We start from the raw sequence: 26,345 nt of genomic DNA on the forward strand, positions 1-26,345 counted from the left end.
ATCAGCGCCGCACCGGCCGTCCTCCAGCAGCGTCATCCCGGTCATCCCGTCGCCCAGCAGGCGACCGTGCACCACTCTACAGTCACGCCCGCCGAAAGATGACGTTTCTGGAGGTGTCCCACTGGTGGGCCATGTGGTGTTGCAGGCCAAGCACGTGAATACCCCTGACAAATCTTGCTCGGATAGTGATTTCGCTCGCCTAATAAAAAAAGAACACCCAAAGATCAAACGGCTGATCAAGGAAGGCATTTGCGACCACTACATCGTTTTTACAAATCGCAAGTGCACAGGTGGCGCAGATGAAAAGCTTACCAAGGAGCTTCGGGCGCTCGGATTAAAAAGCGCGCACATCCTCGGGACAGAGTATATGCATAAGCTACTCGAACAGCAGGTACCGCTACAGAGACACCTTCCCACGCGGCAGGACGTCTCGCCGTTCCGCTTCGATCCAAGCGAATTAATCGAAGTAATTCACGCATTTCACGAATACACAAATACCGGTAGCGAAGCCGCTTTCTCTAGCGCCTACGATTTTGAATCGATAAAAATCAAGGACAAAAACGCAATCAATGGCCTGACCGCTGGATATTTTGAACAGGTCATAAAGGCTGACTCTATTCCGCATTTCCCGAAAATATGGGATTTTCTTGCGAATCCACGCAATAGAATGTTTGCCGATCTGTATGCCGATGCGGCTGGCGAACTAAAGGAAAAGATCCTTTTGTATCGCAGCCGCTTCCCGAGCTTTGATCATGTATTTGGTTTCTTATATGAGGAGATTCAGGCTCAGCGCGAGAGTCTGCGCGGCCGGCGTCGCCTCGTAAGCGTGCTCCTGCACTACATGTATTTTCATTGCGATATTGGTTCAAAATCAACTGAAGTTGCGCCGGAGGTCGCCGATGCTGACGCCTAGGAAACATCTCGACCTGAACTCTTCCTTGTTGCGTGTAGCTTCGATCATGCTAAAGGAACTTCATCGGCGCGGCGTTGTTGAGATGACAACACTCAAGCAGCGCGTTGTGAGACGTATTGGCATGAATGGCGACATAATGTTTCTTCCCGCGTTAAGCTTTCTCTTTCTTCTTGGCCAAGTCGAATACCACGCTCAGAACGACACACTCGAATACGTGGGCAAATAATACAGATCAGTCGTATATAATCAAACAGGCCGAAGATATTTTTCCCGATTGACTTCAATTTCGGCGCTCAGGCCGTGCATCTTAACGTTATTATTGGTGAGGTTAGGCGGCCAACTGATCGCAAGAGAGATTCGCATAATCTTGGCAAGACGATGCTGCTTCACTTGATAGATTTTATGATGCTTCGGGGCATGTCGCCAGATTTTTTTCTTGTGAAGCGCAAGGAGCGTTTCGAGGGATTCGTATTTTTCATTGAAATAGCCCTTAATGCCGGCGACTTTGCCACGATCCGCCGATCTGTAGCAGAACCATCTGAGATCTGGATGGTACGCCATGCGGATGGCGGCAAGGACTTCTCGGACGTAGCAGATGACGCATGGGGTCATCGTGCCCTAGGCTTTGACGCTGCGCGTGAGTTGCTCGACGCCTGGCTCGATCTCCGCATTCTTAAGCCTTACGACTATCGAAAAGCGATAACCTACTTTCTGCGATCGCAGGATGATTGGGGTGACGAACTCCAGCTTCGAAAATTCATGCAGGGCAAGGATTCCACGTGGAAGCCGTTTGTCGCGCACTTATTCGGATTTAGCAATAACATCTTCGTGCGCAAATATGAGTTAGACGACCAGATTGACGCAGGCAATCAGAAACTGCGCGATCAGCAAGCCGAGGTTCAATTTTATCTTCCTGCACTCATGGCTGAAATCAGCGCGCTACGCCAGGAAATCGAGGGGATTGGCGACCAGCTCGACGCATTCCAATTCGATTCTGAAGAACGCCGCCTCATGGAAGAACTGGTCAATGTCGTTGAGGCAGAGATCGCAGCGATTAACGCCGAGCTCTATGATGTCCGGTACGATATCCGGCAAATTTCGGTCGCGTTGGAGCAGCAGGACAAATTTGACCTGAAGGAGATTACGCAGGTTTTTGAGGAGACAAAATTACATTTTCCTGATGCGCTCAGGCGTAAGTATGAGGAGCTCATTGCTTTCAACAAGAAGGTGACGCACGAGCGCGATGTCGCGCTGCGAAGCCGCCGTAAGGAATTGGAAACCCGCGCAGAGAAGTTGGAGGCCCGGCGCGTCAAGCTCGATGCCGACCGCCAGCGGAGCCTCTCCACCCTGCGTAACACGGACACCTTCGCGAAGTTCAAAGACCTGCAAAAGCTGCTTGTCGACCGACGTGCTCAGTTGGTCTATCGCGACGAGCAGCGCAAGAAGCTCGAGTTGGTGGCCGAGACCGCACGCCAAGTCAGGGAGCTTGAGCGAGAGCGCGGACGCGTAGTGGATGAGCTGAAGGTACTTCTCGCACGGCATACGCCTATAGTCGAGAGTTTCCGCGCCATCTTTAACCGCTACTGCCAACAAGTGCTTGACCACAACGGCCTGTTCTATTTCCGACTCAATATCAACCATAATTTGGTCTATGAAATAGGACTTGAAGAAAAGGGGCAGCTCGGAAAGACATCGAGCCAGAGCGATGGCACGAGTTACAAGAAGCTTATCTGCGCGCTGTTCGACCTAGCACTCCTGAAGGTGTACGAGAACGCGCCATTCTTCCATTTCGTTTACCATGATGGTGTACTTGAAGCTCTGGATAACCGCAAAAAGGAAGCGCTCCTGAAAATTGTTCGTGAGCAAATTGCTCAAGGCAAGACGCAGTACATTATGACACTTATCGATGCAGACATGCCCCGCAATGCCGCAGGAAAACGGCGGCCATTCCCCGAAGATGAAATTGTCCTGCGCCTGCATGACGAGGGTGATGACGGCCGTTTATTCAAGATGCCAGAGTTCTGATGAATCTATGGTCGAGGGAGACCGCCTTTAAATGTGGCCCGAGTGACGCCGCTCAGGCCATCCCGAACGGGTTCCGAGGGGCCGCTGCCCCTCGGCGGGTGGGTTCGGGAGGGCGGAGCCCTCCCGGGGGTCCCGGATGCCGGTGACAGTACGCCGCCTGCCCGGCAAGGCGCCCCATCCGGGGCCGGCGCGCGCTCAGAAGCGCACGGACAGGGTCAGTCCCACCGCCTGCCAGGTCTGATCGGCGCCGATCGCGCGCAGCCCCGCGCCGGGCCAGCCGGAGGTCGCCCAGCCGGTCAGCGCGACCGCGGGCGTCAGCAGCCGGGTCCACTGCACATAGAGCTCGTCGAGCAGATGCGCCGTCGGCACGCCCGAGGTCACGGTGATGTTGCCGTCCTGCACCGCGACCTGCGTCGCCTGGCCGAACTGGATCGGGCTGTTGGTCTGGTTGGCCGAGGAGCGCAGGTAGAGCAGCTTCACGAAGTCCCGCTGGCTCGGCATCAGGTCGAGCGCGACGCGGTGGACGTCCACATTGGTGTTCAGCACCGAATAGCCGCCGCTGGCGCCGAAGAACCAGTTCTCCAGGCCGTTGCCGTAGAAGAGCGGGTCGAAGCGCTCCACCCGCGCCGTGCCGGGGCGGTCGCCCGAGAAGCTGGCATAGCCGTAGGACAGGCGCGGCGACCACGGCACCGAGGCGAAGCGGTAGGCCGCTTCCAGGAACCAGGCGCTCGCCGCGAGGTCGATGCGGTCGTTGCGCTGCACGGCGAACTCGCCGCGGACGGAGGCGCCGGGCAGGCCGAGCCGCGTGCCGTCCAGCTCGCCGAAGCCGTGCCAGGAGACGAGGCCCTCGCGGCCATTCTCGACGAGGCCGGCCGGTGCCAGCGGATAGGGCAGCGTCGACTGGATCGCCTGGAAGCCAGTGAAGCCGATCCGCGTCCCAGAATCCCAGCGATACTGGACCAGCCCGCCCGCGAGTTGCGTCGCGGTGTCGGCGGAGGGCACCTCGTTGGCGTCGAGCCAGAAGGCCTCGGCCGAGAAGCCGCCGTTCGAGACGCGCGCGATGGCGGTGTTGGCGAAGGCGCGGCGGGGCATCAGCGAGACGGCGCCGCGGGAGAAGCCGTTGCCCGCGCCTTGCGCGATCAGCATGCCGGTGCCGACGATGTAGGGCTGCGCGCCGGCGGAGATGTCGAGGTTCCAGGTGTCGGGATGGCTGGTGCGCAGGCCGATGAAGGCGCGTTCGAGCAGCACGGCGCCGCGGTCGCCGGAGCCGTAGACGTCGAGACCGAGCGTGCCGGCCGCGAGGAGGCTGACCCCGCCATAGAGCGCGAGCTCCGGCGCGGCCTGCCAGGTGGCGTCGAGGCCGGGTGCCAGGACGAACTCGCCCCAGTTCGCCCGGTCCGACAGGCCGGGCGGGCCGTAGCGCGCGGCGAGGCCGTTCCAGGCGCCGCGATGCGCTTGGCCCGAGGCGATGCCTTCGACGCTGCCGGTCACGCGCAGCCCTTCGCGTTCCCACAGCACGGTCGGCTCGGGCGCGCCCTGGGCAAGGGCGGCGCCGGGCGGCGCGCCCAGCAGCACGCCCAGCGCCGCGATGCGGCATGCCGCGAGCGCGCGTCCGACGCCGCCGGCCATCCGCTCAACCATGATCGGCAATCCCCACCTGAAGCCGGGGACCGGCGCCGCGCCACAGGTTCCGCCTCGCGGAGGGCGCTGATACCCTCGGAGAATGGGGCGCCAACCCAACCCGTCGCGAAGGCCGTCCAGGACGGCGGCGACACCGGCCCGCCTGGCGGAAGCCACGGTCCGCGAGGCCTTCGCGCATCGCTTCGTCGAGGCGCAATACGCCTGGACGGCGATGCTGCTCGATCACCTGGTGCTCTGCCGGCAGCGCCTCGGCGATCTCGACTCGGTCGTGGTGCTCGGCGTGCTCGGGCTTTCGGCGCTCGACGCCGCGCGGCGGGAGTTGCGGCAGGCTTCGGCCGATGCGGCGCCGGACCACTACGCGGACAAGGTGCCGCCGGGCAGCGCGATCAACGCGCAGAGCCTCGCCGACATCACGGGCATCCCGCGGGAGACCGTGCGGCGCAAGCTGGCGGCGCTGGCCAGGGCCGGGCTGATCCGGAAGCTGCCGGACGGTGCGTGGTGCCTGACGCCGTCGGATGGCGGCGGCGCCCGCGCGCGCGAAGAGCTGCAGGACGTCACCGACGCCGCGATCGGCGAGCTCGCGCGGCTCTTCGGCCGGCTCGCAGGCCTGGCCGAAGCGAGCCGGGCCGAGGCGGTGGAGCCCGCCACGGCCATGGCGTCCTGACATCACCGCGGGCGCAGCGTGCCGCCTTCCTGCCGCGGCGGGAACGCCGCCAGGCTCGCCTGGTGCTCGGCCAGGAGATCGCGGATGACGCCGCCGAGGAACGCCTTGCGCATCGCCAGCAGGTTTGAGCGGTGGCCGTCGCGCTGCTCGAAGGGGTCAATGCGGAGGTTGAACATCAGCGAGCTCTGGCGGAAGTAGTCGAAGAAGCCGTTGCGTTCCTCGAAATGCGTCTTCCACGGGCCGAAGCGCAGCGCGGTCATGCGGCCCTCGTTGTAGTAGAAGAAGCTCTCGCGCGCGGAGGGGCGCCCTTCCGTCCAGTGCGCCAGGTTGTCCAGGCCGTCGATCATGACGTTGTGGCTGGCGCGGAGGCTGGCCCGCGGGTCCGGCACGCCGGCGGCGACGGCGAGCGTGGTGAACAGGTCCATGTGCGACTGGATGCCGTTGGAGACGCTGCCCGGGCGGATGCGCGCGGGCCAGCGCAGCAGCATCGGCACGCGCACGCCGCCCTCCCAGGTCGTCGCCTTCTCGCTGCGGAAGGGCGTGGTGCCGCCATCCGGCCACCATGCGGCCATCGCGCCGTTGTCGGAGGTGAACATGACGATGGTGTTGTCGCGCAGCCCGAGCGCGTCGAGCCGGTCGAGGATGCGCCCGACATGCGCGTCGAGCTCCATCATGCCGGCACCGTAGATGTCGTCGCCCGAGGAGTAGGGGCGGGCGAGCAGGCGGCTCTCGGGGCGCAGATGCGTGTAGATGTGCATCCGCGTCGGGTTGTGCCACAGGAAGAAGGGGCGCCCTTCGCGCGCCGCGCGCTCCATGATCGAGAGCGAGCGGTCGAGGAACTCGTCGTCAACGGTCTGCATCCGCTCGCGCGTGAGCGGCCCGGTGTCGGTGCAGCGCTGCGCGCCCCAGGGGCCGAAGCGGGCATCGCCGGGCGGTTCCGGGTTGTCGGCCGGCAGCGCCACGCAATCCAGCACGCCGCGCGGGCGGTAGCGCGCGTCGAAGCCGGCGTCGCGCGGCCAGTCGGGGTCCTCGGGCTCCTCCTCGGTGTTGAGGTGGTAGAGGTTGCCGAAGAAGCTGTCGAAGCCGTTCACCGTCGGCAGGTGGCGGTTGAGGTCGCCGAGATGGTTCTTGCCGACCTGCGCGGTGATGTAGCCCTGGCCGCGCAGCACGGCGGCGAGCGTCGGGTCGCGCTGGTCGATGCCGATCGGCGAGCCTGGCAGGCCGACGGTGTGCAGCCCGGTGCGGACCGGGTACTGGCCGGTGATGAAGGCGGCGCGGCCGGGCGTGCAGGTCGCCTCCGCATAGTGGTCGGTGAACAGCATCCCGTCGCGCGCGATGCGGTCGATGTTCGGCGTCGGCACCATCATGCCGTGGCTGTAGGCGCCGACATTCCAGTAGCCGACGTCGTCGGCCATGATCATGAGGATGTTCGGCCGCGCCGGCGGAGGCGTCTGGGCGTCCGCGGGCGCGGGGCGGATCGCCGCGCCCAGCAGCGTCGAGAGGGCCAGGGTCGTCCCGAGAAGCAGCTTGCGCAGAAGCATACCGGCCTGTTCCTCCATGGCACGTGGCTGCTCGACGCGTGTCGATCTCACTCAGCCATCGGCCATGACGTTATCGGCGAGATGCAGCCTGCGCGTGCATGACTGCCTGCCCATTTTGGGCGGCAACCGCGCGGGCACCGGCATCGCCCCCGGCTCACGCGGGGCGCGCGAACAGGTCAGTCGGCGGCGAGTTTGCCGGCCGCACCTTCCTCGGCGATCACTTTCAGCCAGCCGTCGCGGGTCTGGGGCAGCTTGCGGCCCAGGATCTGCTCGGCGACCTGGGTGCGCAGCACCTGGGCGGTGCCGCCGGCGATGGCGAACATGCGGGCGTCGCGCAGGTAGCGCTCGACGGGGTTGTCCTTGGAATAGCCCTCGGCGCCCCAGACCTGCAGCGCGGCGTTCGTCACGCGGATCGCCATCTCGCTGGCGAAGACTTTTGCTTGCGCGGCGGCGAGGCGGTCGGGGAAGCCGGCCGGGCCGGCGCTGCGGGCGGCGCGGTGGATCAGGGCGCGCGATGCCTCCACCTCGATGGACATGTCGGCGAGCATCCAGCCGAGGCCCTGGAACTCCGCGATCGGACGTCCGAACTGGCGGCGGGTGCTGGCGCGGGACAGCGCGTGGTCGAGGGCGCCGGCGGCCAGGCCCATGGCGACCGTCGCGGCGCCGACGCGCTGGCCGTTATAGGCGTCGATCAGCCGGGCGAAGCCGCGCTGGAAGCCGCCTGGGGCGCGGAGGACCATGTCGTCCGGCACTTCGAGGTCGCGGAACTCCAGCTCGGCTTCCGGCATGCCGCAGAGGCCGAGGGAGGGGATGCGGCGGGAGACGATCAGGCCCGGCGGGTCCCCTTCCCCGTTCCGCCCGACGATGAAACCGCCGATGCCGCGGAACTCGCCGTCCTCGATGGCGCGGGCGAAGATCAGGTGCAGGCGGGAGACGCCGCCGCCCGTGATCCAGGTCTTGCGGCCATTGATGATCCAGCGGTCGCCCTTGCGCACGGCGGTGGTGGTCATCTCGGTCGCGGCGGAGCCGGCGCCGGGCTCGGTGATGCAGATCGCGGGCTTGTCGCCGGCGCGGACGAGGCCGGCGGCGAGCTTCTTCTGGGCGGGCGTGCCATAGGCCATGATCGCGCCGACCGCGCCCATGTTGGCCTCGACCGCGATGCGGCCGCAGACCGCGCAGGCGCGCGAGAATTCCTCGACGACGAGGGCGGCGTCCATCACCGATCCGCCGCCGCCGCCCCATTCGGTGGGGATGGTCAGGCCCATGAAGCCGGCCTCGGTCATGCGCTTGACCATCGGCCAGGGGTATTGGCCGGAGCGGTCGGTCTCGGCGGCCTGGGCGGCGGCCTCCTGCGCGAGTTCGCGGGCGCGGTCACGCAGCGCGCGTTGTTCGGGGGTGAGCAGGGCGTCAGTCATGCGGAAAGCCGCTCCTCGATGGCGGCGGCGGCAGCCTTGTCGAGCCGCATCGCCTTGGCGAGCGCATCCAGCCAGGCGCGCTCGGGCGGGGTGACGTCGCCGCAGGCGGCGAAGGCGGCGGCGTAGAGGCGGGCGCGGAGCATCGGGTCGCGGGCCTCCTTCGCCAGGGCCTCGGGCGTCAGCGGGCGGTCGAAATCGTTGAGGACGAAGTCGCGTTCCTCGGGCGAGAGGCCGGCGGCGTCGAGCTGGCCGGCGATGGCGGCGCGCTCGGCGGCGTCCACGCTGCCGTCGGATTTGGCGGCGGCGATCATGGCGCGGACCATGAGCAGCGCCTCGGCCTCCTCGGCGTCGGGGCCCTCGGGCTCGGGCGGCGGGGCGGGGGGCGGCTTGCCCCAGGGCGAGGCGCCGGTGTCGGGGATGCGCCGGGCGGGGCCGGCGGCGTCGCGCGGCGGCGGCGGGGCGACGTCGCGGGGGGCGCTGCGGGACGGGGCGCGCGCGGGCGCGGAGGCGGGCTCCGGCTGGCCGGAGCCGCGCATCCAGCCGGCCAGCGCACCGGCGGCGAGCGCGCCGATCGCGCGGGCGGCGCGCGCCTCCGTGCTGCGGCTGCTGCCACCGCCGAGCAATGCGCCGAGCGCGCCGCCGCTGGCCGGGCTGCGCCTTGTGCTGCGCCGGCGCGGCGGCTGCACGGCGCCTTGCAGCAGCGCCCCCAACACGCGGTTCAGGTCCATCGCCACCCTCCCAACCCGTGCAGAGCTAAGCCCCGCGTGCGGTTTGGGGAAGGGTCAACGGCGCAGCAGGCCGCGCAGCAGGTCGCTGGCCGGGCCCTGGAGCTGGGGCGGAACACCGGGAATGGCGCGCTCGGCGGGCTGTTGCGGCGCGGGCTGGGCCGGCTGCGGCGCGGCGGCCTCGGCTGGGCGGGCGGCGGGGACCGAGCCTTCGCGCCCGCCGCGTGCGGCGGCCAGCGCGGGGGCGCATTCCGGCAGCGGCTCCGACCTTGTGTTGGAACGGCCGGCGAGCGCGCCGAGCAGCGCGCCGGCATCGCCGCCGACGCGCCCCGCCAGGCCGCCCAGCACCTGGGCGAGGTTCTCGGCCCGCACGCCGCGATATTCGGGCGCGGCGAGCGTGCCGCCGAGATCGGCGGTGACGCGCACCGTCTGCCCGGCCGCGCGGACATCGTGCAGCAGGCGCAGCGCGATCTGCTCCGTGCCGAGACTGACGGTGCCGCTGCCGGCGACCTTCGCGGCGGGCGCATCGACCAGCAGCGTGCCGATGGCGAGCGTGCCGTCCCTCGCCTGGGCGCGGAGCGCCACGCATTCCACCGGCAGCCGGTTCGGCAGGTCCAGCGGGACCGGCACGCGGCTGCGCAGCGCCTGCTGCACGGGGTTCATCAGCGCCGGCTCCAGCGTCGCATCGACCATCGCCAGGCCGAGATGGCCGTCGAGTGTCGCGGCGACGGCCCGCAGCCCGGCGCCGCTGCCGCGCAGTTGGGCGTCGATCTCGGCCCGGCCGGCGACGCGCACCGGCTGGCCCAGCGCCTGCTGCAGCGGGGCGAGGTCCAGGCCGGGGGCGCGCAGGGTCAGGCCGAGGGTGGGCGGGTTCGCCGCGGCATCGGCGGACAGCTCACCGGTGACCTGGCCGCCCGGGCCGGTGACGGCGAAGGGCGCGACGCGGCCGCGGCCGGCTTCGAGCTTCACCGGCAGGCGCAGGTCGCGCCAGGTGGCGCCGCCGGCGGTCATCGAGACGACGCGGAGCTGCAGATCGGCATCGAAGCCGCGCAGCGCCGCGACCGGCAGGGCGATGTCGGGGATCACGCGGCCGTCGCCGGAAGCGGGCGCGGGTGGCGGCGCGGGCTGAGAGGCGCCGGGGGCCGGCTGCGCCGGGGTGGGTTGCGGCGCGGCCGGGGCGGCGCTGCGCAGCGCGTCGAGGTCGAGGCGGGCAACATCCAGCCGGCCGTTGACCGCGGGGCGGGCGCCGGTGGCCAGCGTCAGCTCGCCGCTCGCCTGGATCGGCGGGGCGGTGAGCGCGATGCCGCGCAGCACCGCGCCGTTGCGGAAGCCGGGGCCGCGCTCGGCCAGCCGCGCCTCGGCGCTGAGGTCGCGGATGGCGGGCAGCGTCGTGCCGGCGAGCGGGGACAGGGCCGCGAGGTCGGGCACCCGCGCGGCCAGCGCAAGCTCCACGCCCGCCAGCGCCAGCGGGTCGCGCACCTGCCCCTTGACCGTGGCGGTCGCACCCGCGGCCTGCAAGCCCAGATCCACCGGCAGCGGCCCGGCGGCGCGGCCAAGCAGCAGGGCGGGCGTGCCGGCGGTGCCGGCGAGGCTGACCGGGATGTTGCCCTGCCGCGCCTCGGCGGCGAGTTGCAGCGGCGCGTCGAGCCGTGGCGCCGTCGCCTCCAGCCGGGTCAGCGCCAGGCCGGGGCGCCAGGCGCCGAGATCGGCGGCGCCCAGGCGCAGCACGATGTCGCGGGCAGAGCCGATCTCGCCACCGCTGCCGGCGAGCGTCGCGGAGGCGGCAAGCTCGCGCAGCGGCGGCAGCGTGGTGCCGGGCAGCAGCGGGGCGAGGCGCGCCATGTCCGGTATCGTCGCGGCGACTTCGCCTTCCCAGGCGCCGTCCGGGGCGATTGTGCCGCGCAGCCTTGCCTCGGCGCCCTGGCTGGCGAGCGTCGCCTGCACCGGGATCGGGGCGGCGCCACCGAAAGCGGAAAGCGGGGCGGTCTCGGCGACCAGCTCCACCGGCTGGTCGCGCAGGCGCAGCGTGCCGCGGGCGGTGGTCGCGCCGGAGTTCGGGGCGGCGGCCTGCAGGCGCGCGATCGCGATGGTCTCGGTGAGGCCGGAGCGGGCGTCGCGCCAGGTGACGCGGCCCTCCTCGATGTCCAGCCTGTCGAGCGAGATGGCGAGCGGCTGCGACGGGGCGGCGGGCGCGCCGGAGGTGGAGGGGGTGGCGGCGGGCGGGGCGGCGGGGCGGAACTGCCAGTTGCCGCGGCCTTCGCCGTTGGTCTCCAGCAGCAGGTCCGGGCGGTCCAGCTCGATCCGGGCGATCTCGACGCGGCGGGACAGCAGCGGCAGCAGCGCGGCCTGCACCTCGACCCGGTCGGCGGTGAGCATCTGCGGGCGGCTGCCGCCCTCGACATTGGCCAGCGCCACGTCGCGCAGGATCACGGTGGGGCGGAGCGAGAGGCCGAGTTCCACGTCACCGACCGAGAAGTTGCGGCCGGTGGCCTGTTCGACGGCCGCAACGAGACGCGGGCGCAGGGACTCAGGGCTGGCGAAGACGCGCAGCGCGACGAAGCCGGCGAGCGGCAGGACGACGAGGACGGCGAGGAGGATCCAGGGCCAGCGGCGGCGGCGTGCAGCGGGGGTGCCCCCCTCACCCAACCCTCTCCCCCCTGAGGGGGGAGAGGGCTCCTGGCGGGGGGGAAAGGTGGGCTCGGCGGGCATGCGATGCGGCTCCATGCCGGGGGAACGCACGGGGTCGGGAGATGGTGGCGGATGGCGCCGGTGTCAGCCGGCGACGCGGCGGGGCTTGGGCGTCCGCGGCGCCTCGAAGCCGAGGAAGACGAAGGTTTCCTTCATGTGGGGCGGCAGCGGCGCGGAGACCTCCAGCGTGCCGCCGGCCGGGTGCGGAAAGCGCAGCGCGCGGGCATGCAGGTGAAGCTGGCCGGGCAGGCCCTCAAGATGCGCACCGGCGCCCCCATACTTGCCGTCGCCCAGGATCGGGCAGCCCAGCGCCTCGGCGCAGTGGACTCGCAGCTGATGGGTGCGGCCGGTGATCGGGTTCAGCTCCAGCCAGGCGGCGCGGCGGCGGGCGGCGTCGAGGGTGCGGAAATCGGTGACGGCGCGGGCCCCCTCCCCATCCTCGGCCGGGGCGGTGCGTTCCCCGCGCGGGCCGCCCTGCTTCACCAGGGGCAGGTCGATGCGCCCGGCCTGCGGCGTGGGCTCCCCGACCGTGACGGCCCAGTAGGTCTTCCGCACGTCGCGGCCGCGGAAGGCGGCGGCGAGATGCGCGGCGGCGGCGGGGGTGCGGGCAAGGACCAGGACGCCGGAGGTGTCCTTGTCCAGCCGGTGGACCAGGCGCGGGCGGTCCTCCGCGCCGAAGCGCAGCGCATCCAGCATGCCGTCGAGGTGCTTCGCGATCCCCGGCCCGCCCTGCACCGGCAGGCCATGCGGCTTGTCCAGGACCAGGACGTGGTCGTCGCGATGGATGACCATCGCCTCCAGCGCCTTGGCCTCGCGCGGGTCGATCGGCTTGGCGGCGGCCCTGGGCGCGGGCGCATCCGGCATGGGCGGGATGCGGATCTCCTGGCCGGGGATCAGGCGGGTATTGGCTTCGGCGCGCTTGCCATCCACCCGCACCTGGCCGGTGCGCAGCATCTTCTGCAGCGCGCCCTGGGTCAAAGCGGGGTAGTGGCGGCGGAACCAGCGATCGAGGCGCGTCTCGCCATCGGCGGCGGCGACCTTGCGGAGATGGACGGACATGGCGCGGCGGAGGGTAGCACCGCCTTGCCGCGCCCTCCTATGTCAGCCCGCCTCGCCGAACACGCCGTCGAGCCAGGCGAGGATGCGGCGATTGGCGAGCGAGCGGTTGCCCATCTCGCAATGATCGCCGGCGCCCTCCGCCGCGGTGAAGCGCAGCAGCGTGGCGGGGCAGCGAAGCCGGTCGAGCAGCGCGGGCGCGCCGGCGGACAGCTTGTCCTCCTCGGCCGCGGTCAGCAGCGTCGGGCAGCGGATCAGCGCCTCGCGGCCGTCGAGGGTGAATTGCCGGGCGCTCGCGACGTAGGCGGCGAAGCTGGAGACGCCATGCACCCAGAAGCCGCGCTGGACGAACTTCCAGTGCATGCCCGGGCTGGTGCGGGTCAGCGCCTCCAGCCCGGCTTCCGCCGCGGAGCCTTGCGTCGCGGCGGCGGCGATGCGGCCGGGCAGGCCGGCGAGGAGCTCGGGCGCCAGCAGCGCGCCGAGGCCGGGATCGGCGACGCAGGCGGCCAGGCGGTCCTCCCCGCTGGCCCCGCGGAGCGCGAGATAGCCGCCAAGGCTCCAGCCCCAGAGGGCGATGCGGCTGCGGTCCACGCGCCGGAGCTCCAGGGCGAAGTCCAAGACCGGCCGGATCACCGCCTCCCAGTCCGGGCGGATGGGGATGGCCTGCTCGTACAGCACCTCGCCCTGGCCCGGACCGTCGAAGAACAGGCAGTTGTAGCCGTGGCGCGCGATGGCGACGGCGCTGGAGAAGTAGAGGTCGGCGACCGTCGCGTCATAGCCGTTGGTCAGGATCACCAGAGGGCGGACCTCGGCGGTGCGGCCGGCGGCCGGCAGCAGCCAGGCAGGCAGCGTCGTGTCCTCATAGGGGATCCGGAGCGGGATGGCGGGTTCGGGCAGCAGGGCCAGGCCGCGGTCCAGCGCGGCCATCTGGGCGCGGAAGGCCTGCAGCAACCGCGGATCCACCGGCGCGCCGTAGAGCGGATGATAGGACAGGCCATAGGCGCAGGCGGCCTGGAGGTAGGCCGCGCTGGCAGCGCGGCGGCGGCCTTCGGCCTCGGCCTCGGCGGCCTCGGCCCGCAGGCGCTCGCCGGCCGCCATCCAGGCCTGCCAATAGGCGGCGCTGTCGCCCTTGCCGACCTGCCGCCCCACCGCGGCAAGCAGGCCGACATCGATGCCGCCGCTCGCCGTGTAGCCGAGCGCCCAGCAGGCGAACTCGTCCTGCAGCGCGTCGTGGAAGAACAGGCCCATGAAGCTGCCGCGCCGATGCCGAGGTTGCGGCGCGCATCAGAGGCGCGCCCTGCCCCCGTGGCAAGGTCAACTCGTGGCGCGCAGGGCCGCGAGCGCGCGCGCTGCTTCGCAGAGCGCGGCGAGGCCGCTGTCGGGGAGGGTGTCGGTGGCGCGGACGAGGTCGAGCAGCATGCGCGGGCGGGTGGGCAGGTGCGGGCGGTAGATCGCGCCGGCCTGCAATTCCTCGAAGAACCAGGCGGTCGGCACGCCGAGCAGGGCGGCCAGCACCGGCAGGCGCGCGACGGGGATGCCGTTCAGCCCGGCCTCGTATTTGCGGGCCTGCTGGGCGGAGACGCCGAGGGCGCGGGCAAGCTCCGCGAGCGACAGGCCGCGCTGCACGCGGCGTTCGCGCACGCGGCGGCCGACATGACGGTCCGCGAGGCCGGTGACGGAGGGTGCCGGGGCGCTCATGGCCGGAAGGCCGCTCCGCGCCCGGCCGCAGCCGCGCGGCCTGCCACAGTGCCGCCATGTTCTGGACAAGTCCGAGCCAAGTTCCCGCGGGGAGGCATGGCCGGATGCGCGCCATGCCAGAATATTCCGCTTGAATACATCATGAAATCGGGTCCCGCTGATGTGGGGGACCTCCGGAGGCCGCGGGGTTTTTACTTGTCGTGACCGTGGCAAGTCCATCACCGCGACGCAGAAAACCGGGTTCAAAATCCGGGGGCGGCTTCTCAACCCCGGGTTTGGGGCGGCATGCTCAGCGGCGCATCAGCCACAGGCCAAGGCCGAAGGCGCCGAGGCCGAGCGCGACGGAAGCCGCCACGTAGAGCACCGCCAGCGGCGCCGAGCGGGCGAAGAGCGTGCCGGTCTCCAGGCTGAAGGCGGAGAAGGTGGTGAAGCCGCCGAGGAAGCCGGTGACCAGCAGCAGCCGCCCCGGCCCCTCCAGCCCGGCGCCGGCCGCGATGCCGATCGCGGCGCTGCCCAGCACGTTCACCGTCAGCGTGCCCCAGGGCCAACCGGCGCCGAGCAGTTCCAGCGCAGCCACCGAGACCAGGTGTCGCGACACGGCGCCGAGGCTGCCGCCGAGGGCAACCAGCAGCAGCGCCTGCGGCGAGATGGTGTTCACCCCGGCAAGTCCCCTTCGCCGCCCGAGTCTTTCCCGATGCGACTATGCTACGGCTTGCGGCGGCCGCCAGCATCGGGTCCGATCGCCCGGCCGATTCCCACCGGGGGCGGCTGCGACCGGCGGCCGGGGAGCGAGACGCATGGCGATCCTGCGCATGGCGCTGCTGGCGGTGCTGATGGCGCTGCCGCTCCACCACGCCGGCGCCACGGGATTGCTGCCGGAACTCGACACCTCCAGCCCGCTCGCGACCTATCGCACCTTCCTGAGCGAGGCGCAGCGGCTGCAAAGGCTCTACGAGACGTATCGCGCCGCGCCCTCGGTCGACGGCGAGATCGCGGTGGGGCGGGCGATGAACCGCATGGCCGACGGGCTGCTCGACCTCAGCGAGTACCCGCCGGCGACCCGCACCAAGGACGGCACCTTCGCGGTGGGCTACCTCGCGGACATCCTGCACCGCCTGCCGGCGCCGTCGCCGGATTCGATCGCGCATCTGGGCGATGCGACGCGGTGGAGCGTGCCGGGCACGCAGATCCGCCTGCGCAAGGTGACGCAGGGACCGCGGATGGGCGAGTGGCTGTTCGCGGCCGACACGCTGGAACGGCTCCCGGAATTCCACGCCCAGATCATCGCCGAGCCGGTGCTGCAGCCCGATGTCGGGGTGAACTGGCATCAGGCGCAGATGTACGCCACCGGGCCGCTGCTGGCGCGCTGGCGCCTGGAGAACCTGCCGCACTGGCTGCGCGCGACCATGCTCGGCACGCCGGTCTGGAAGGCGCTGACGCAGGTGACCGGCCTGCTGCTGGTGGTGCTGGCCATGCTGTCCTGGCGCGGCTGGGTGGCGCGGCGCGCGCCGCTGCTGCCGCCGGTGCGACGGCGGCTGCTCTGGCTGACCGTGCCGCTGGCGCTGGCCGTGCTGCTCACGATCAGTCACGCCATCGTCGTGTCGCAGATCATCCCGACGGGCATGGCCGCCGATACCGGCACCATCGTCGTGACCGTCGGCCTCTATGCCGCGGCGGCGTGGGCTGTCTGGCTGCTGTGCTGGCTGCTGGTGGAAGCGGCGATCGCGACGCCGGCCATCCCGGATGACAGCCTGGATGCGAACCTTTTGCGCATGCTGGCCCGGGTCGGTGCGCCGCTGGCCGCGGCGTCCGTGCTGATCTTCGGCGCGAGCGATGTCGGCGTGCCGGCGGTGGGCCTGCTGGCGGGCGTTTCCATCGGCGGCATCGCGCTGGCGCTGGCGGCGCAATCCACCGTGGAGAACCTGTTCGGCGGCCTGTCCATCTTCGCCGACCGGCCCTTCCGCGTGGGCGACGTGATCCGCTTCGGCGATGCGTCCGGCCAGGTGGAGGCGATCGGGCCGCGCTCGGCGCGCATCCGCGGGGCGGACGGCACGCTGACCACGGTGCCGAATTCCGACCTGGCGAAGATGCAGGTCACCAACATCACGGCGCGCACCGGCAGCCTGTTCCGCCACCGCTTCGCGCTCCCGGCGACCACGCCGCGGCCACGCCTCGCCGCGCTGCTGCGGCTGCTGCGCACCCGCATGGCGGAACTGCCGGTGGTGGAGCAGAGCGCGGACATGCCGCGCGCGCGGCTGGTCGGATTCACCGGCGATGCGGTGCAGATCGAGGTCGAGGCGCGCGTCCACGCCCGCACGGATGCCGAGTTCATGGAGGTGCAGGAGGCGCTGGTGCTGGTGCTGATGAACACGGTGGCCGAGATCACCGAGGACGAGGCCCCGGCACGGGCCACCGCCGACGCGCTGGCGGAGTGACCGGGGCCGGCGTCAGAGGAGCTTCGCCTCGAAGGGCGGCTTGAAGTCCGGTGCCTCGAACTCGACCACCCAGAGATCGGGGTCGCGGCCGACCTGGCGCGCGACATAGGCATCCGCTGCCTGGTCATCCACCGGCGCCTCCCCGGTGGCGCGCAGCCAGGCGGGGCGGCCCTCGGCGTCGCGCACCTGGGAGAGCACGACCAGCCCTTCGCGGCCGCGCAGCAGGCACAGCACGCCGCCGGCATCCGGATCGCCCTTGCGGATGATGACGGCGGGGCGGCCGGCCATGTCGGAGAGGCGGGTGGCCATGCTCACCCAGATGCCGGCCTTGACGCGGGGTTCCATGCGGCGAAGGTCGGCGTCGTTGAGCGGGCGTGCAAGCCCTTGCCTGCCGTCGCGGCCGGGTCCATTCACCCTTGCTCTTGATTGCGGGATCGGATCCACGCGACGGGGCCGTGCCTCGGCGCGATCCGATCCAGAGGACCTCCCCGATGGCCAAGCACCAGGACCTCACCGACGGGCAGCGCGCCTATGAGGCGCGACGGGCCGCCAAGGCCGGCATGACGCTGGAGAAGTGGCTCGCCGAGAAGGAGAAGCGGGCGAAGGCCGAGGCCGCCGAGGCGGCGAAGGAGGCCGAGGAGGCCGCCAAGGCGGCGCAGCCCGCGAAGAAGGGCTGGCTGGGGCGGCTGCTCGACAAGGCGCATCAGCCGTTGAAATAGGTGCCCTCAGGCGCCGGGCGCCGGCTCCGCCGGCTTGGCTTGCGCGCCTCAGACATGGGGCGCCGGGTGGCGCGGGCTCAACCCGCGCGGGGCCGCTGCGCGGCCCGGTCGTTCGGGGGCCCTCAGGCGCCGGGCGCCGGCTCCGCCGGCTTGGCTTGCGCGCCTCAGACATGGGGCGCCGGGTGGCGCGGGCTCAAGCCGCGCGGGGCCGCTTTGCGGCCCTGGCGTGATCCGGGGCGTCGGCGCTCAGAGCATGCGGAGCAGGGTGCCGTCCTTGCGGAGGGCGTGGTGGTAGATGGCGCCGCCGATATGTGCGGCGATGAGGACGGGCAAGGCCCAGCCGATCAGGCTGTGCGCCCAGTGCAGGACGAAGGCGAGCGTCTCGTGCGCCTCCATGAATTTCGGAAAGTCGATGAAGCCGAGGAAGGCGGTCTCGCCGGCCAGGGGGAAGCCGTAGGCGTTGGTCGTGAAGAAGCCGAGCAGCGGCTGGACGATCAGCGCGGCGTAGAGCAGGTGGTGCACGGCATGCGCCGCCAGCCGCATATGGGGCGGCAGGTGGTCCGGCAGGGCGGGCGGAGCACTGAAGCCTCGCCACGCCAGGCGGGCCAGCGCGAGAACCAGGATGATCAGGCCCGTGCTCTCATGCAGGGCGTAGAAATCCATCTTGGCGTCGTCCTTGATGAAGCGGATCGTCACGCCGGTCGCGAGCGCCAGGAACAGCAGCGGCACGGTGGTCCAGTGGAACCACTTCGCCAGGCGCGAATACTGGCCGTCGGGGTGCAGCGCATCCACGCCGCGGATGCGGACGCTGGCAGTGGGCACCGGTGTGGTCTGGTCCATCTCTCGCGTCTCCCGCGGCTGGCGCCACTATGGCATGACCGCGCCGGGCAGATGGAAGCGAAAGCCGAATGAGCGAGGTCCCGGACTGGTCGGAATTCCGCGCCGCGCATCCGGCGGCGGCGCCGACGGACTGGCTGCGGGCCTGCGCCGAACCGGATTGGAGCGCGGCCATCGGGCATCGCTTCGCACGGGAGTGCAACGCCGGGCGCGTCGAGCCCGCGGCGATGCGGCGCTACCTGGTGCAGGACTACCAGTTCATCGGCGCCTTCTGCGCGCTGCTCGGGCGCGCGATCCACACCGCGCCGGACCTGGCCGCGCGCCTGCCGCTCGGGCGCTTCATGGGTCTGCTCTGCTCGGAGGAGAATACGTTCTTCGTGCGGGCCTTCGATGCGCTGGGCGTGCCGGAAGATCTGCGGCGCGATCCGCCGCTGTCGGATGCGGCCCAGGACTTCCGGGCGCTGATGGTGGAGGCGGCGGAGAGCGCCGTGCATGCGGACCAGCTCGCGGTGCTCTGCGTGGCGGAGTGGGTGTATCTGAGCTGGGCGCTGCCGGCGCGGGACACGCGGCCACCGGAGCCCTTCTGGTGCGCGGAATGGGTGGACCTGCATGCCTCGCCGTATTTCGAATCCTTCGTGCGTGGGCTCCGTGCGGCGCTGGATCGCGAAGTGACGTCGCTCGACCCGGCGGGGCGCGCGCGGGTGCGGGCGCTGTTCACGCGCGCGGCGACGCTGGAGCGGGCGTTCTTCGACAGCGCGTATGACGAAGGGCTGCCCGCCTGATCGCGGCGCATGCGGATTGGAGCATCGATCCGCGCAAGCGGTGGATCGCGGTGGCGCGGCGCGATGCGCGCGGCTGGCGGGCCGAGGCGCCGCGTCTGGTGGGCGATACGGCCGCGCTGCTGCCCGCGCTGATGGCGGATGGCGCGCCCGTGGCGCTCGGGCTCGACCTGCCGCTCGGCGTGCCGCGGGGCTGGGCGGCGCGGCGCGACGAGCAGGACTTTCCGGCGATGCTGCGGGGGCTCGCGGATGATGCCGGCTTCTTCGCGGTCAGTGCGACGCTGGATGGCGTGTCGCCGGCGCGGCCGTTCTATCCGGCGCGCGGCGTGAAGGGGATGACGCGGGCGGCGCATGCCGCCGCGCTCGGGCTGGCTTCGGCGCGCGACCTGTCGCGGCTGTGCGACCGGGCGACGGCGACGCGGCCGGCGGGCGCGCCGGTGTTCTGGACACTCGGCGCGAACCAGTCGGGCAAGGCGGCGATCGCGGCCTGGCGGGACTGGCTGGCGCCCTCGCTGGCAGCGGAGGCGCCGGTTTCGCTCTGGCCGTTCCAGGGCGCGCTGCACGGGCTGCTCGCGCCGGGGCGTGTCGCGATCGCCGAGGTCTATCCGGCGGAGGCGCTGCGGCAGCTTGGCCTGCGCCTGTCGGGCAGCAAGCGTGCGCAGGCCCCGCGCATCGCGCTGGCGGAAGCGCTGCGCGATGCGATGGCGCGGCTTGGTGTGGCGCCGTCGAATGATCTCGGTGGGATGATCGCGGCGGGGTTCGGCGCGGATGCGGCGGGGGAGGACCGGCTGGATTGCGTGCTCGGGCTGCTCGCGCTGATTGCGGTGCTGGATGGCGCGCGCGAGGATTACGTGCCGGCGGATCCCTGGATCCGCCGCTGGGAAGGCTGGGTGCTGGGGCAAACGGACATGCCGGCCGACATGCCGCGGGACGACGCATGAGATTCGCCGACGACGCCGCGCTCGCCGCGCATGTGCAGGGGCTGCTTGACGCCACGCTGACCAAGGCGCGCTGGACGCATGAGGGGCACATCGCCGCGACGGCAGGGCTGATGCTGCTGCATCCAGAGATCGACCTCGCGCGCGACCTGCGCGGGCTGATCATGCGGCTGAATGACAGCCATGGCGTGCCGAACAGCGACACGCGCGGCTATCACGAGACGATCACGCGCTTCTTCCTGCTGGCGCTGCGCGATGCGCTGGCGAAGGACGACGCGATGCGGCCGGCACATGCGCGGGTGAACGCGCTGCTGGATGCCGGCATGCTCGGCACCGGCAAGCGCGCGCTGGCGCCCTACTGGTCGGAGGCGTTGCTGTTCTCGGTGCAGGCGCGACGTGGCTGGGTGCCGCCGGACCTGGCGCCGCTGCCCTATCCGATCGGCGGGTAGAGTCCCTTCGTCCGCGCCGCCTGCCTGACCAGCGCGACGAGGAGGTCGAGCTGCGGCGTGGGCACGCCGGCCAGACGCGCGAGCTTCAGCGGCAGGTCGAGCATCGTCGCGATCTCCATCGGGCGACCGAGTTCGAAATCCTGCAGCAGCGAGGGCTTGTGCGCCATGTTCGCCGTCGCCACGCGCTCCACCGCGGAATCGGGCAGCGGGCAGCCATAGGCTGCGGCGATGGCGCGGCCTTCCTCGGCGCTCTGCCGCGCCGCCGCGCGCAGCGCGGGCTCGGCGAAGCTGTCGCGCACGCCAAGCCCGGTCAGCACGCAGATCGGCGCATTGCCGAGATTGCCCAGAAGCTTCGCCCAGACTTCCTTGCGCATCTCAGGCGTCACCGGGCAGGGCATGCCGCCGGCGGCGATCAGCGCGGCGATGGCCTGCGCGCGGTCGCTGACGCGGCCATCGGGCTCGCCGAGGATGACGCGGATGTTGCCATGCTCGGAATGCACCACGCCGGGGCGTACGACCTCGCTCGCGGCATAGACCACGCCGCCGATGGTGCGGTGGATGCCGACGGCGTTGCGCAGCGCGTCGCCGGGATCGGCCTCGGGCAGCCGTAGGCCGTCATGCGGTCCGCCCTCATGGTCGAAATACCACCAGGGGATGCCGTTCTTGATGAAGGCGACGGGCGTATCGGGCTTCAGCAGCGGCGCGATGCCGCGGGCGACGTCGGGCAGCGCGGGCGTCTTCACGGTGACGATCACCGCATCCTGCGGGCCGAGGTCGCGCGGATCGTCGCTCGCCTGCGGACGGCAGTGATGCGTGCCGTCGAAGGCTTCGAGGGTGAGGCCGTTCGCGCGGATCGCGGCGAGATGCGCGCCGCGCGCGACGACGGAGACCTCGGCGCCGCCGCGCGCGAGACGGGCGGCGACCTGGCCGCCGATGGCGCCGGCGCCGTAGACACAGATCTTCTTCATGCCTCAGGCGCCGGCGCCCGCTCCGCGGGCTTGGCTTGCGCGCAGGCCACTGCGGCGCGCGTTGCGATGCCAGTTTGTGCGCGGGCCGCATTCCGGGACCCCGCACGCGTTGCGAAGCAACGCTGGCGGGAACCCGTCGCGGCCTCGGCCCGCTGCGCGGGCCGCCAGCTCTCCATCATCCAAGAAGCTCCAATGCGGCGCGGCTCAGGGCCTGGACGCCGAGTTCGATGCAGCGTTCGTCGGGCTGGTAGGCGGCGTTGTGCAGGCGGTCGTCGCGGCCGGGGGCGCCGCTGCCGATGCGCAGCTGGAAGGCCGGCGCGCGCGCGGCAAACTCGGAGAAATCCTCGCTGCCCATGCTGGGCTCGCCTTCCTCCAGAACCTCTCCGAATTGCGCGCGCACGGCGCCGAGCGTGGGTTCCAGCACGCGGTCGTCGTTCAGCAGCGGCGGCACCTTGCGCTGGTAGTCCATCTCGCAGCGCACGCGCATCATCGGCTCGAGCCCTGCGGCCAGTCGGCGGATCGCGGCCTCGGCCAGGTCGCGCGCATCTTCGTGCAGCGTGCGCACGCTGCCCTTCAGGTGCACGCGCTCGGGGATGATGTTGTAGGTCGTGCCGGCCTGGATCATGCCGATCGTCACCACCGCCGGATGGATCGGCTTGATCTCCCGGCTGACCACCGTCTGCACCTGCGCGACGAAGGCGCTGGCGGCGACAATGGGATCGACCGCGGCGTAAGGGTGCGCCGCATGGCCGGACTTGCCGCGCACGATCAGGTCGAAGCGGTCCGCGGCGGCCAGGCAGGCGCCGCGCGCGTAGCCGAAGCTGCCGACCGGCATGTCCGGCTGGTTGTGGAAGCCGAGCGCGAGGTCGATGCCGTCCGCCGCGCCATCGGCGATCATCGCGGCGGCACCTTCCAGGATCTCCTCGGCGGGCTGGAACACCAGCAGCACGCGGCCGGCAAGCATCGGCGCCATGTCCCGCAGCACCGCGCCGACGCCGAGCAGCGTCGCGGTGTGGATGTCATGCCCGCAGGCATGCATCTTCCCGGCCACGGTCGAGGCGAAGGGCAGGCCCGTCTCCTCGGCGATCGGCAGCGCATCCATGTCGGCGCGGATCGCGAGCGTGGGCCCCGGCCTGCCGCCCTCGATCACGCCGAGCACGCCGGTGCGGCCGATGCCGGTGCGATGCGGTATCGCCAGCCGCGCGAGTTCGGCGGCGACGATGCCCGCGGTGCGTGTTTCCTCGAAGGCGAGTTCGGGATGCGCGTGGATGTCGCGACGTATCGCGACGAGATGCGGCGCGAGCGCCTCTGCGGCGTCACGGATGCGGCGCGTGGGATCGTTGGCGGTCATCGCGGCATCGTTGCATGGCAGACGGCCGGCTGCACAGGTGAAGAAGTGGTCATTGCCCTGCCGGCGGCTTGCAGGCCCCTGAAACCGCGTGCATTAGGCCTTGTCCGGACAAGGGAGGAAACATGCCCGGGAGGATTCCGCGTCGCGTTCTGCTGGGCGCGACATCGTTGCTGGCGATGCCCATGGCTGCTCGTGCGCAGTCCTGGCCGAACGGCCCGATCCGCATCGTCGTGCCCTTTGCGCCGGGCGGCAGCACCGACCTGTCCGCGCGCTTTCTTGCCGACGGCCTGACGCAACGCCTCGGCGTCTCGGTGATCGTGGAGAACCGGCCGGGCGCGGGCGCCACCACGGGCAGCCAGGTGGTCGCGGATGCGGCGCCGGACGGGCAGACGCTGGTGATGAGCAACATCGCGAGCCATGCGATCAGCCCGACGCTCTACGGCAACCGCGTGCGTTACGATCCGGTCCGCTCCTTCACGCATATCGCGATGGTGATCACCAATCCTTCGGTGTGGGTGGTGAACAAGGACAGCGGCATCAACTCGCTCGATGACCTCGTGCGCATGGCGAAGGGGAAGCAGGGCGGGCTGGACATGGCCTCCTCCGGCGCCGGCTCCTCCAACCACCTGCTGATCGTGCGCTTCTGCCAGCAGAACGGCATCGACTACACGCATGTCCCGTTCCGCGGGGCGGGACCGGCGATGCAGGCGGTGATCGCGGGCCAGGTGCCGATGATGTCGGACAGCCTGCCCTCCGCCGCGGGCCATGTGCGGCAGGGCAATGTGCGCGCCATCGCGATGAGCAGCGCGGAGCGCCACCCCTCCTTCCCCGAGGTGCCGACCTTCAAGGAGCAGGGCTTCGACCTGGTCAGCACCTCCTGGTTCGCGCTGTCGGGCCCTGCGGGGATGCCGGCGCCGGTCGTCGAGCGGCTGAACCGGGAGACGCGGGAATTCGTCGCGACGCCGGCGGCCCAGACGCGCTTCGCCGAGCTCGGCGGCTCGGCGGGCGACATGACCCCGCAGGCGTTCACCGATTTCGTTGCGGCGGAGGTCGCGCGCTGGGCGCCGGTGGTGCGTGCCTCCGGCGCCACGGTGAACTGAGATCAGGCAGGGCATGGCACCGGATTTGCCTTGCCGGGGGCGCCATGTTGCGGGAAAGAAGCTTTCCGGCGCGGCTCGCGATTGCGTGACGCGCCGAGGGATGCCTAGCTAGCACGGTTTGGCGCCAGGGCGGCGGAGATCGCCCGGTGCCTGGATTGCTGCCCATGGTCCCGGCGGCCATGGCGATTTGTGGATGGACGTGTTTCCCGGGGGCAGGCCCGGGCAGGAACGAGGTGGCGATGCGACCAAATACGAAGAACCTGATTTCCGGGGGGATCTTCATCCTCGTCGCGGCGATCGGGCTGTGGCTGAACACGGACCACACGCTGGGCTCGGCCCGGCGCATGGGTCCGGGCTACATGCCGATGCTGTCCTTCGGGCTGCTCGGCGCGCTCGGCGCCATCGTGTTCCTCGGCGGTTTCTTCAACGGACCCGACAAGCTGGAGAAGTGGACGAGCCTGGAAGTGGCCGCCGTGCCGATCGGCATCGTCGCCTTCTTCGTCGGCTATTTCCTGGCGGACGCCTCCGGCCTGTTCACCGGCTGGTATCCGCTCGGCTGGGGCTGCCTCGCGGGCTGCCTGGGACTGTCCATCGCGCCTGGCTGGCGGCCCATCGGGCTGGTGCATGCGGGGCTGGCGGTGTTCGGCCTGATGCTCGAGCAGATGGGTCTCATGCTCTCCATCACCGCCATGTGCATCGTCGCCTCCTTCGGCGACACGACGCATCGCGTGAAGGGCGTGATCGGCATGATCATCTTCCTCTGCGTGCTCTGCTACCTCGTCTTCATCTACGAACTCGACATCCGGGTCCCCGTCTGGCCCGTGTTCCTGACGCAGTAACGGCAGCGCAGGGGGGAGAGACCGGACCATGGAACTGCTGCTGACGAACCTCGGGCACGGCATGAGTGTCGCGCTGAGCTTCGAGAACCTGCTCTTCTGCTTCATCGGCTGCCTGATCGGTACCGCCATCGGCGTGCTGCCGGGCATCGGGCCGGTGGCGACGATCTCGCTGCTGCTGCCGATCACCTTCGGTCAGCCCGCCACGACGGCCATCATCATGCTCGCGGGCATCTATTACGGCGCGCAGTACGGCGGATCGACCACGGCCATCCTGCTGAATTTGCCAGGCGAGGTCAGTTCGGTCGTCACGACGCTCGAAGGCTACAAGATGGCGCGGCGCGGCCGCGCGGGCGCGGCGCTGACCATCGCCGCGGTGGGATCCTTCTTCGCCGGGTCGGTCGCAACCATCTTCGTCGCCGCCTCCGGCCCGCTGCTGACCTCGGTGGCCCTGTCCTTCGGCCCGGCCGACTACTTCTCGCTGATGCTGCTGGGCCTGATCATCTCCGCGGTGCTGGCGCAGGGCTCGGTGGTGAAGGCGATCGCGATGGTGGTGCTCGGCGTCTCGCTCGGTCTGGTGGGCACGGATGTGCAGACCGGCCAGCAGCGCTTCACCTTCGGCATCCCGGAACTGTCGGACGGCATCGGCTTCGTGACGATCGCCATGGGCATGTTCGGCATCGCCGAGATCATCCTGAACCTGGAGCGCCCGGAATCGCGCAGCGTGCTGACCACGAAGGTGGAAAGCCTGTGGCTGACGCGGGAGGAGGCGATGCGCGCGATCCCGTCGGTGCTGCGCGGCACGGCGTTGGGCTCGGTGCTCGGCATCCTGCCCGGCGGCGGCGCGGCGCTCTCGGCCTTCGGCTCCTACATGATGGAGCGGCGGCTTTCGAAGTACAAGCATGAGTTCGGCACCGGCGCGATCGAGGGCGTGGCAGGGCCGGAATCGGCGAACAACGCGGCGTCCCAGACCAGCTTCATTCCGCTGCTCACGCTCGGCATTCCCGGCAACGCGGTGATGGCTCTGATGGTCGGCGCGCTGATCATCCAGGGCATCCAGCCCGGCCCCCGCATGGTGGAGGCGCAGCCCGACCTGTTCTGGGGCCTGATCGCCTCGATGTGGGTCGGCAACCTGATGCTGCTGATCATCAACCTGCCGATGATCGGCATGTGGGTGAAGCTGCTGCAGGTGCCCTACAAGTTCATGTATCCGGCGATCCTGACCTTCTGCGCGATCGGCGTCTACTCGATCAACAACAACGTCTTCGACGTCTACCAGATGCTGGCCTTCGGCATCTTCGGCTACCTCTGCTCCAAGCTGAAGATGGAGCCGGCGCCGCTGCTGATCGGCTTCGTGCTCGGCCCGATGATGGAGGAGCATCTGCGCCGCGCCATGCTGCTGTCGCGCGGCGACGTGATGGTGTTCTTCGAGCGGCCGATCTCGGCGACGCTGCTCGGCATCGGCTTCATCGCCCTGCTGACGATGCTGCTGCCGAACATCCGCAAGAAGAAGGACTCGGCGCTGGCCGAGTAGCGCGCGGCCGCGTCACCCCGGATCAGGGCCGCC

Annotated in this window: 25 protein-coding genes; 12 read left to right on the top strand and 13 right to left on the bottom strand. The window is 70.3% G+C overall.

Annotated elements, in window-relative coordinates:
* The 3 genes from E4T13_RS19665 to E4T13_RS19670 all read left to right on the top strand — a co-directional run.
* On the top strand, window positions 1-913 hold a 913-nt coding region (locus E4T13_RS19665; protein ID WP_206030254.1), incomplete at its 5' end, for an ABC-three component system protein.
* Between the two features lie 82 nt (window positions 914-995).
* The gene (locus E4T13_RS31020) at window positions 996-1,139 is read left to right on the top strand and encodes an ABC-three component system middle component 8 (protein ID WP_368773294.1); all 144 of its coding nucleotides are present in this window, start codon (window positions 996-998) and stop codon (window positions 1,137-1,139) included.
* 191 nt (window positions 1,140-1,330) lie between these two features.
* A complete protein-coding gene (locus E4T13_RS19670) occupies window positions 1,331-2,938 on the top strand; it encodes a DUF2326 domain-containing protein (protein ID WP_170985096.1) in 1,608 nt (535 codons plus the stop codon).
* A 195-nt stretch (window positions 2,939-3,133) separates the two neighbouring features.
* On the opposite strand, the gene E4T13_RS19675 is transcribed toward E4T13_RS19670, so the two are convergent.
* Complete coding sequence (locus tag E4T13_RS19675) at window positions 3,134-4,579, bottom strand: alginate export family protein (RefSeq protein ID WP_137180058.1); 1,446 nt, start codon at window positions 4,577-4,579, stop codon at window positions 3,134-3,136.
* Window positions 4,580-4,661: 82 nt separating this feature from the next.
* Between E4T13_RS19675 and E4T13_RS19680 the strand changes: the two genes are divergently transcribed.
* Window positions 4,662-5,243: a hypothetical protein gene (locus E4T13_RS19680; protein ID WP_137180059.1), complete on the top strand. Its 582-nt coding sequence runs from the start codon at window positions 4,662-4,664 to the stop codon at window positions 5,241-5,243.
* Between the two features lie 2 nt (window positions 5,244-5,245).
* Here E4T13_RS19680 and E4T13_RS19685 read toward each other — a convergent pair whose 3' ends face one another.
* The 8 genes from E4T13_RS19685 to E4T13_RS19720 form a co-directional block, all read right to left on the bottom strand.
* Window positions 5,246-6,784, bottom strand: a complete 1,539-nt coding sequence (locus tag E4T13_RS19685; RefSeq protein WP_206030255.1) for an arylsulfatase — start codon at window positions 6,782-6,784, stop codon at window positions 5,246-5,248.
* A 176-nt stretch (window positions 6,785-6,960) separates the two neighbouring features.
* On the bottom strand, window positions 6,961-8,199 hold the full coding sequence (gene acdA / locus E4T13_RS19690) for a 3-sulfinopropanoyl-CoA desulfinase (protein ID WP_137180060.1): 1,239 nt from the start codon (window positions 8,197-8,199) through the stop codon (window positions 6,961-6,963).
* The gene (locus tag E4T13_RS19695) at window positions 8,196-8,927 is read right to left on the bottom strand and encodes a DUF533 domain-containing protein (RefSeq protein ID WP_137180061.1); all 732 of its coding nucleotides are present in this window, start codon (window positions 8,925-8,927) and stop codon (window positions 8,196-8,198) included. The genes acdA and E4T13_RS19695 overlap by 4 nt, the downstream gene beginning before the upstream one ends.
* Before the next feature lie 54 nt (window positions 8,928-8,981).
* Window positions 8,982-11,570 (bottom strand): AsmA family protein, encoded by a 2,589-nt coding sequence (locus tag E4T13_RS19700; RefSeq protein ID WP_170985097.1) that lies wholly within the window; start codon window positions 11,568-11,570, stop codon window positions 8,982-8,984.
* Window positions 11,571-11,696: 126 nt separating this feature from the next.
* On the bottom strand, window positions 11,697-12,671 hold the full coding sequence (locus E4T13_RS19705; protein ID WP_137180063.1) for an RluA family pseudouridine synthase: 975 nt from the start codon (window positions 12,669-12,671) through the stop codon (window positions 11,697-11,699).
* A 42-nt stretch (window positions 12,672-12,713) separates the two neighbouring features.
* Window positions 12,714-13,916: a S9 family peptidase gene (locus E4T13_RS19710; protein WP_137180064.1), complete on the bottom strand. Its 1,203-nt coding sequence runs from the start codon at window positions 13,914-13,916 to the stop codon at window positions 12,714-12,716.
* 66 nt (window positions 13,917-13,982) lie between these two features.
* Complete coding sequence (locus tag E4T13_RS29965) at window positions 13,983-14,366, bottom strand: helix-turn-helix domain-containing protein (RefSeq protein WP_170985098.1); 384 nt, start codon at window positions 14,364-14,366, stop codon at window positions 13,983-13,985.
* 289 nt (window positions 14,367-14,655) lie between these two features.
* A complete protein-coding gene (locus E4T13_RS19720; protein ID WP_137180066.1) occupies window positions 14,656-15,024 on the bottom strand; it encodes a CrcB family protein in 369 nt (122 codons plus the stop codon).
* A gap of 139 nt (window positions 15,025-15,163) precedes the next feature.
* Here E4T13_RS19720 and E4T13_RS19725 point away from each other — a divergent pair, with 139 nt between their 5' ends.
* The gene (locus tag E4T13_RS19725; protein ID WP_137180067.1) at window positions 15,164-16,801 is read left to right on the top strand and encodes a mechanosensitive ion channel domain-containing protein; all 1,638 of its coding nucleotides are present in this window, start codon (window positions 15,164-15,166) and stop codon (window positions 16,799-16,801) included.
* Between the two features lie 12 nt (window positions 16,802-16,813).
* Here E4T13_RS19725 and E4T13_RS19730 read toward each other — a convergent pair whose 3' ends face one another.
* Entirely contained in the window at window positions 16,814-17,146 is a 333-nt protein-coding gene (locus tag E4T13_RS19730; RefSeq protein ID WP_137180068.1) for a DUF1491 family protein, read from the bottom strand.
* Window positions 17,147-17,292: 146 nt separating this feature from the next.
* Between E4T13_RS19730 and E4T13_RS19735 the strand changes: the two genes are divergently transcribed.
* Complete coding sequence (locus E4T13_RS19735) at window positions 17,293-17,520, top strand: hypothetical protein (protein WP_137180069.1); 228 nt, start codon at window positions 17,293-17,295, stop codon at window positions 17,518-17,520.
* A 246-nt stretch (window positions 17,521-17,766) separates the two neighbouring features.
* On the opposite strand, the gene E4T13_RS19740 is transcribed toward E4T13_RS19735, so the two are convergent.
* Window positions 17,767-18,360, bottom strand: a complete 594-nt coding sequence (locus E4T13_RS19740; RefSeq protein ID WP_137180070.1) for a cytochrome b — start codon at window positions 18,358-18,360, stop codon at window positions 17,767-17,769.
* 68 nt (window positions 18,361-18,428) lie between these two features.
* Between E4T13_RS19740 and E4T13_RS19745 the strand changes: the two genes are divergently transcribed.
* The 3 genes from E4T13_RS19745 to E4T13_RS19755 all read left to right on the top strand — a co-directional run bounded on the left by E4T13_RS19745 (window position 18,429) and on the right by E4T13_RS19755 (window position 20,523).
* The gene (locus E4T13_RS19745) at window positions 18,429-19,139 is read left to right on the top strand and encodes a TenA family protein (protein ID WP_137180071.1); all 711 of its coding nucleotides are present in this window, start codon (window positions 18,429-18,431) and stop codon (window positions 19,137-19,139) included.
* A gap of 98 nt (window positions 19,140-19,237) precedes the next feature.
* A complete protein-coding gene (locus E4T13_RS19750; RefSeq protein WP_306768505.1) occupies window positions 19,238-20,077 on the top strand; it encodes a hypothetical protein in 840 nt (279 codons plus the stop codon).
* On the top strand, window positions 20,074-20,523 hold the full coding sequence (locus E4T13_RS19755; RefSeq protein WP_137180073.1) for a hypothetical protein: 450 nt from the start codon (window positions 20,074-20,076) through the stop codon (window positions 20,521-20,523). Before E4T13_RS19750 ends, E4T13_RS19755 begins: the two co-directional genes overlap by 4 nt.
* Here E4T13_RS19755 and E4T13_RS19760 read toward each other — a convergent pair.
* On the bottom strand, window positions 20,505-21,491 hold the full coding sequence (locus E4T13_RS19760) for a ketopantoate reductase family protein (protein ID WP_137180074.1): 987 nt from the start codon (window positions 21,489-21,491) through the stop codon (window positions 20,505-20,507). The genes E4T13_RS19755 and E4T13_RS19760 overlap by 19 nt on opposite strands.
* Window positions 21,492-21,666: 175 nt before the next feature.
* Complete coding sequence (locus E4T13_RS19765; protein ID WP_137180075.1) at window positions 21,667-22,842, bottom strand: M20 family metallopeptidase; 1,176 nt, start codon at window positions 22,840-22,842, stop codon at window positions 21,667-21,669.
* Between the two features lie 182 nt (window positions 22,843-23,024).
* Here E4T13_RS19765 and E4T13_RS19770 point away from each other — a divergent pair, with 182 nt between their 5' ends.
* The 3 genes from E4T13_RS19770 (at window position 23,025) to E4T13_RS19780 (ending at window position 26,312) form a co-directional block, all read left to right on the top strand.
* The gene (locus E4T13_RS19770) at window positions 23,025-23,942 is read left to right on the top strand and encodes a tripartite tricarboxylate transporter substrate binding protein (protein WP_170985099.1); all 918 of its coding nucleotides are present in this window, start codon (window positions 23,025-23,027) and stop codon (window positions 23,940-23,942) included.
* A 239-nt stretch (window positions 23,943-24,181) separates the two neighbouring features.
* Window positions 24,182-24,781, top strand: coding sequence for a tripartite tricarboxylate transporter TctB family protein (locus E4T13_RS19775; protein WP_137180077.1), 600 nt, complete (start codon window positions 24,182-24,184; stop codon window positions 24,779-24,781).
* Window positions 24,782-24,809: 28 nt separating this feature from the next.
* Window positions 24,810-26,312 carry a tripartite tricarboxylate transporter permease gene (locus E4T13_RS19780; protein WP_137180078.1) on the top strand — a complete coding sequence of 501 codons (1,503 nt, stop codon included), beginning with the start codon at window positions 24,810-24,812 and terminating at the stop codon, window positions 26,310-26,312.
* The last annotated feature ends 33 nt before the right edge of the window (window positions 26,313-26,345 follow it).

The organism is Roseomonas sp. AR75 (assembly GCF_005222815.1).
Lineage (GTDB): Bacteria > Pseudomonadota > Alphaproteobacteria > Acetobacterales > Acetobacteraceae > Falsiroseomonas.

Bases quoted from the DNA above. Each gene is read 5' to 3' on its own strand.
- E4T13_RS31020 (WP_368773294.1), top strand. From the start codon at position 996: ATGACAACACTCAAGCAGCGCGTTGTGAGACGTATTGGCATGAATGGC.
- E4T13_RS19670 (WP_170985096.1), top strand. From the start codon at position 1,331: ATGTCGCCAGATTTTTTTCTTGTGAAGCGCAAGGAGCGTTTCGAGGGA.
- E4T13_RS19675 (WP_137180058.1), bottom strand. From the start codon at position 4,579: ATGGTTGAGCGGATGGCCGGCGGCGTCGGACGCGCGCTCGCGGCATGC.
- E4T13_RS19680 (WP_137180059.1), top strand. From the start codon at position 4,662: ATGGGGCGCCAACCCAACCCGTCGCGAAGGCCGTCCAGGACGGCGGCG.
- E4T13_RS19685 (WP_206030255.1), bottom strand. From the start codon at position 6,784: ATGCTTCTGCGCAAGCTGCTTCTCGGGACGACCCTGGCCCTCTCGACG.
- acdA (WP_137180060.1), bottom strand. From the start codon at position 8,199: ATGACTGACGCCCTGCTCACCCCCGAACAACGCGCGCTGCGTGACCGC.
- E4T13_RS19695 (WP_137180061.1), bottom strand. From the start codon at position 8,927: ATGGACCTGAACCGCGTGTTGGGGGCGCTGCTGCAAGGCGCCGTGCAG.
- E4T13_RS19705 (WP_137180063.1), bottom strand. From the start codon at position 12,671: ATGTCCGTCCATCTCCGCAAGGTCGCCGCCGCCGATGGCGAGACGCGC.
- E4T13_RS19710 (WP_137180064.1), bottom strand. From the start codon at position 13,916: ATGGGCCTGTTCTTCCACGACGCGCTGCAGGACGAGTTCGCCTGCTGG.
- E4T13_RS29965 (WP_170985098.1), bottom strand. From the start codon at position 14,366: ATGAGCGCCCCGGCACCCTCCGTCACCGGCCTCGCGGACCGTCATGTC.
- E4T13_RS19725 (WP_137180067.1), top strand. From the start codon at position 15,164: ATGGCGATCCTGCGCATGGCGCTGCTGGCGGTGCTGATGGCGCTGCCG.
- E4T13_RS19730 (WP_137180068.1), bottom strand. From the start codon at position 17,146: ATGGAACCCCGCGTCAAGGCCGGCATCTGGGTGAGCATGGCCACCCGC.
- E4T13_RS19735 (WP_137180069.1), top strand. From the start codon at position 17,293: ATGGCCAAGCACCAGGACCTCACCGACGGGCAGCGCGCCTATGAGGCG.
- E4T13_RS19740 (WP_137180070.1), bottom strand. From the start codon at position 18,360: ATGGACCAGACCACACCGGTGCCCACTGCCAGCGTCCGCATCCGCGGC.
- E4T13_RS19745 (WP_137180071.1), top strand. From the start codon at position 18,429: ATGAGCGAGGTCCCGGACTGGTCGGAATTCCGCGCCGCGCATCCGGCG.
- E4T13_RS19755 (WP_137180073.1), top strand. From the start codon at position 20,074: ATGAGATTCGCCGACGACGCCGCGCTCGCCGCGCATGTGCAGGGGCTG.
- E4T13_RS19760 (WP_137180074.1), bottom strand. From the start codon at position 21,491: ATGAAGAAGATCTGTGTCTACGGCGCCGGCGCCATCGGCGGCCAGGTC.
- E4T13_RS19765 (WP_137180075.1), bottom strand. From the start codon at position 22,842: ATGACCGCCAACGATCCCACGCGCCGCATCCGTGACGCCGCAGAGGCG.
- E4T13_RS19770 (WP_170985099.1), top strand. From the start codon at position 23,025: ATGGCTGCTCGTGCGCAGTCCTGGCCGAACGGCCCGATCCGCATCGTC.
- E4T13_RS19775 (WP_137180077.1), top strand. From the start codon at position 24,182: ATGCGACCAAATACGAAGAACCTGATTTCCGGGGGGATCTTCATCCTC.
- E4T13_RS19780 (WP_137180078.1), top strand. From the start codon at position 24,810: ATGGAACTGCTGCTGACGAACCTCGGGCACGGCATGAGTGTCGCGCTG.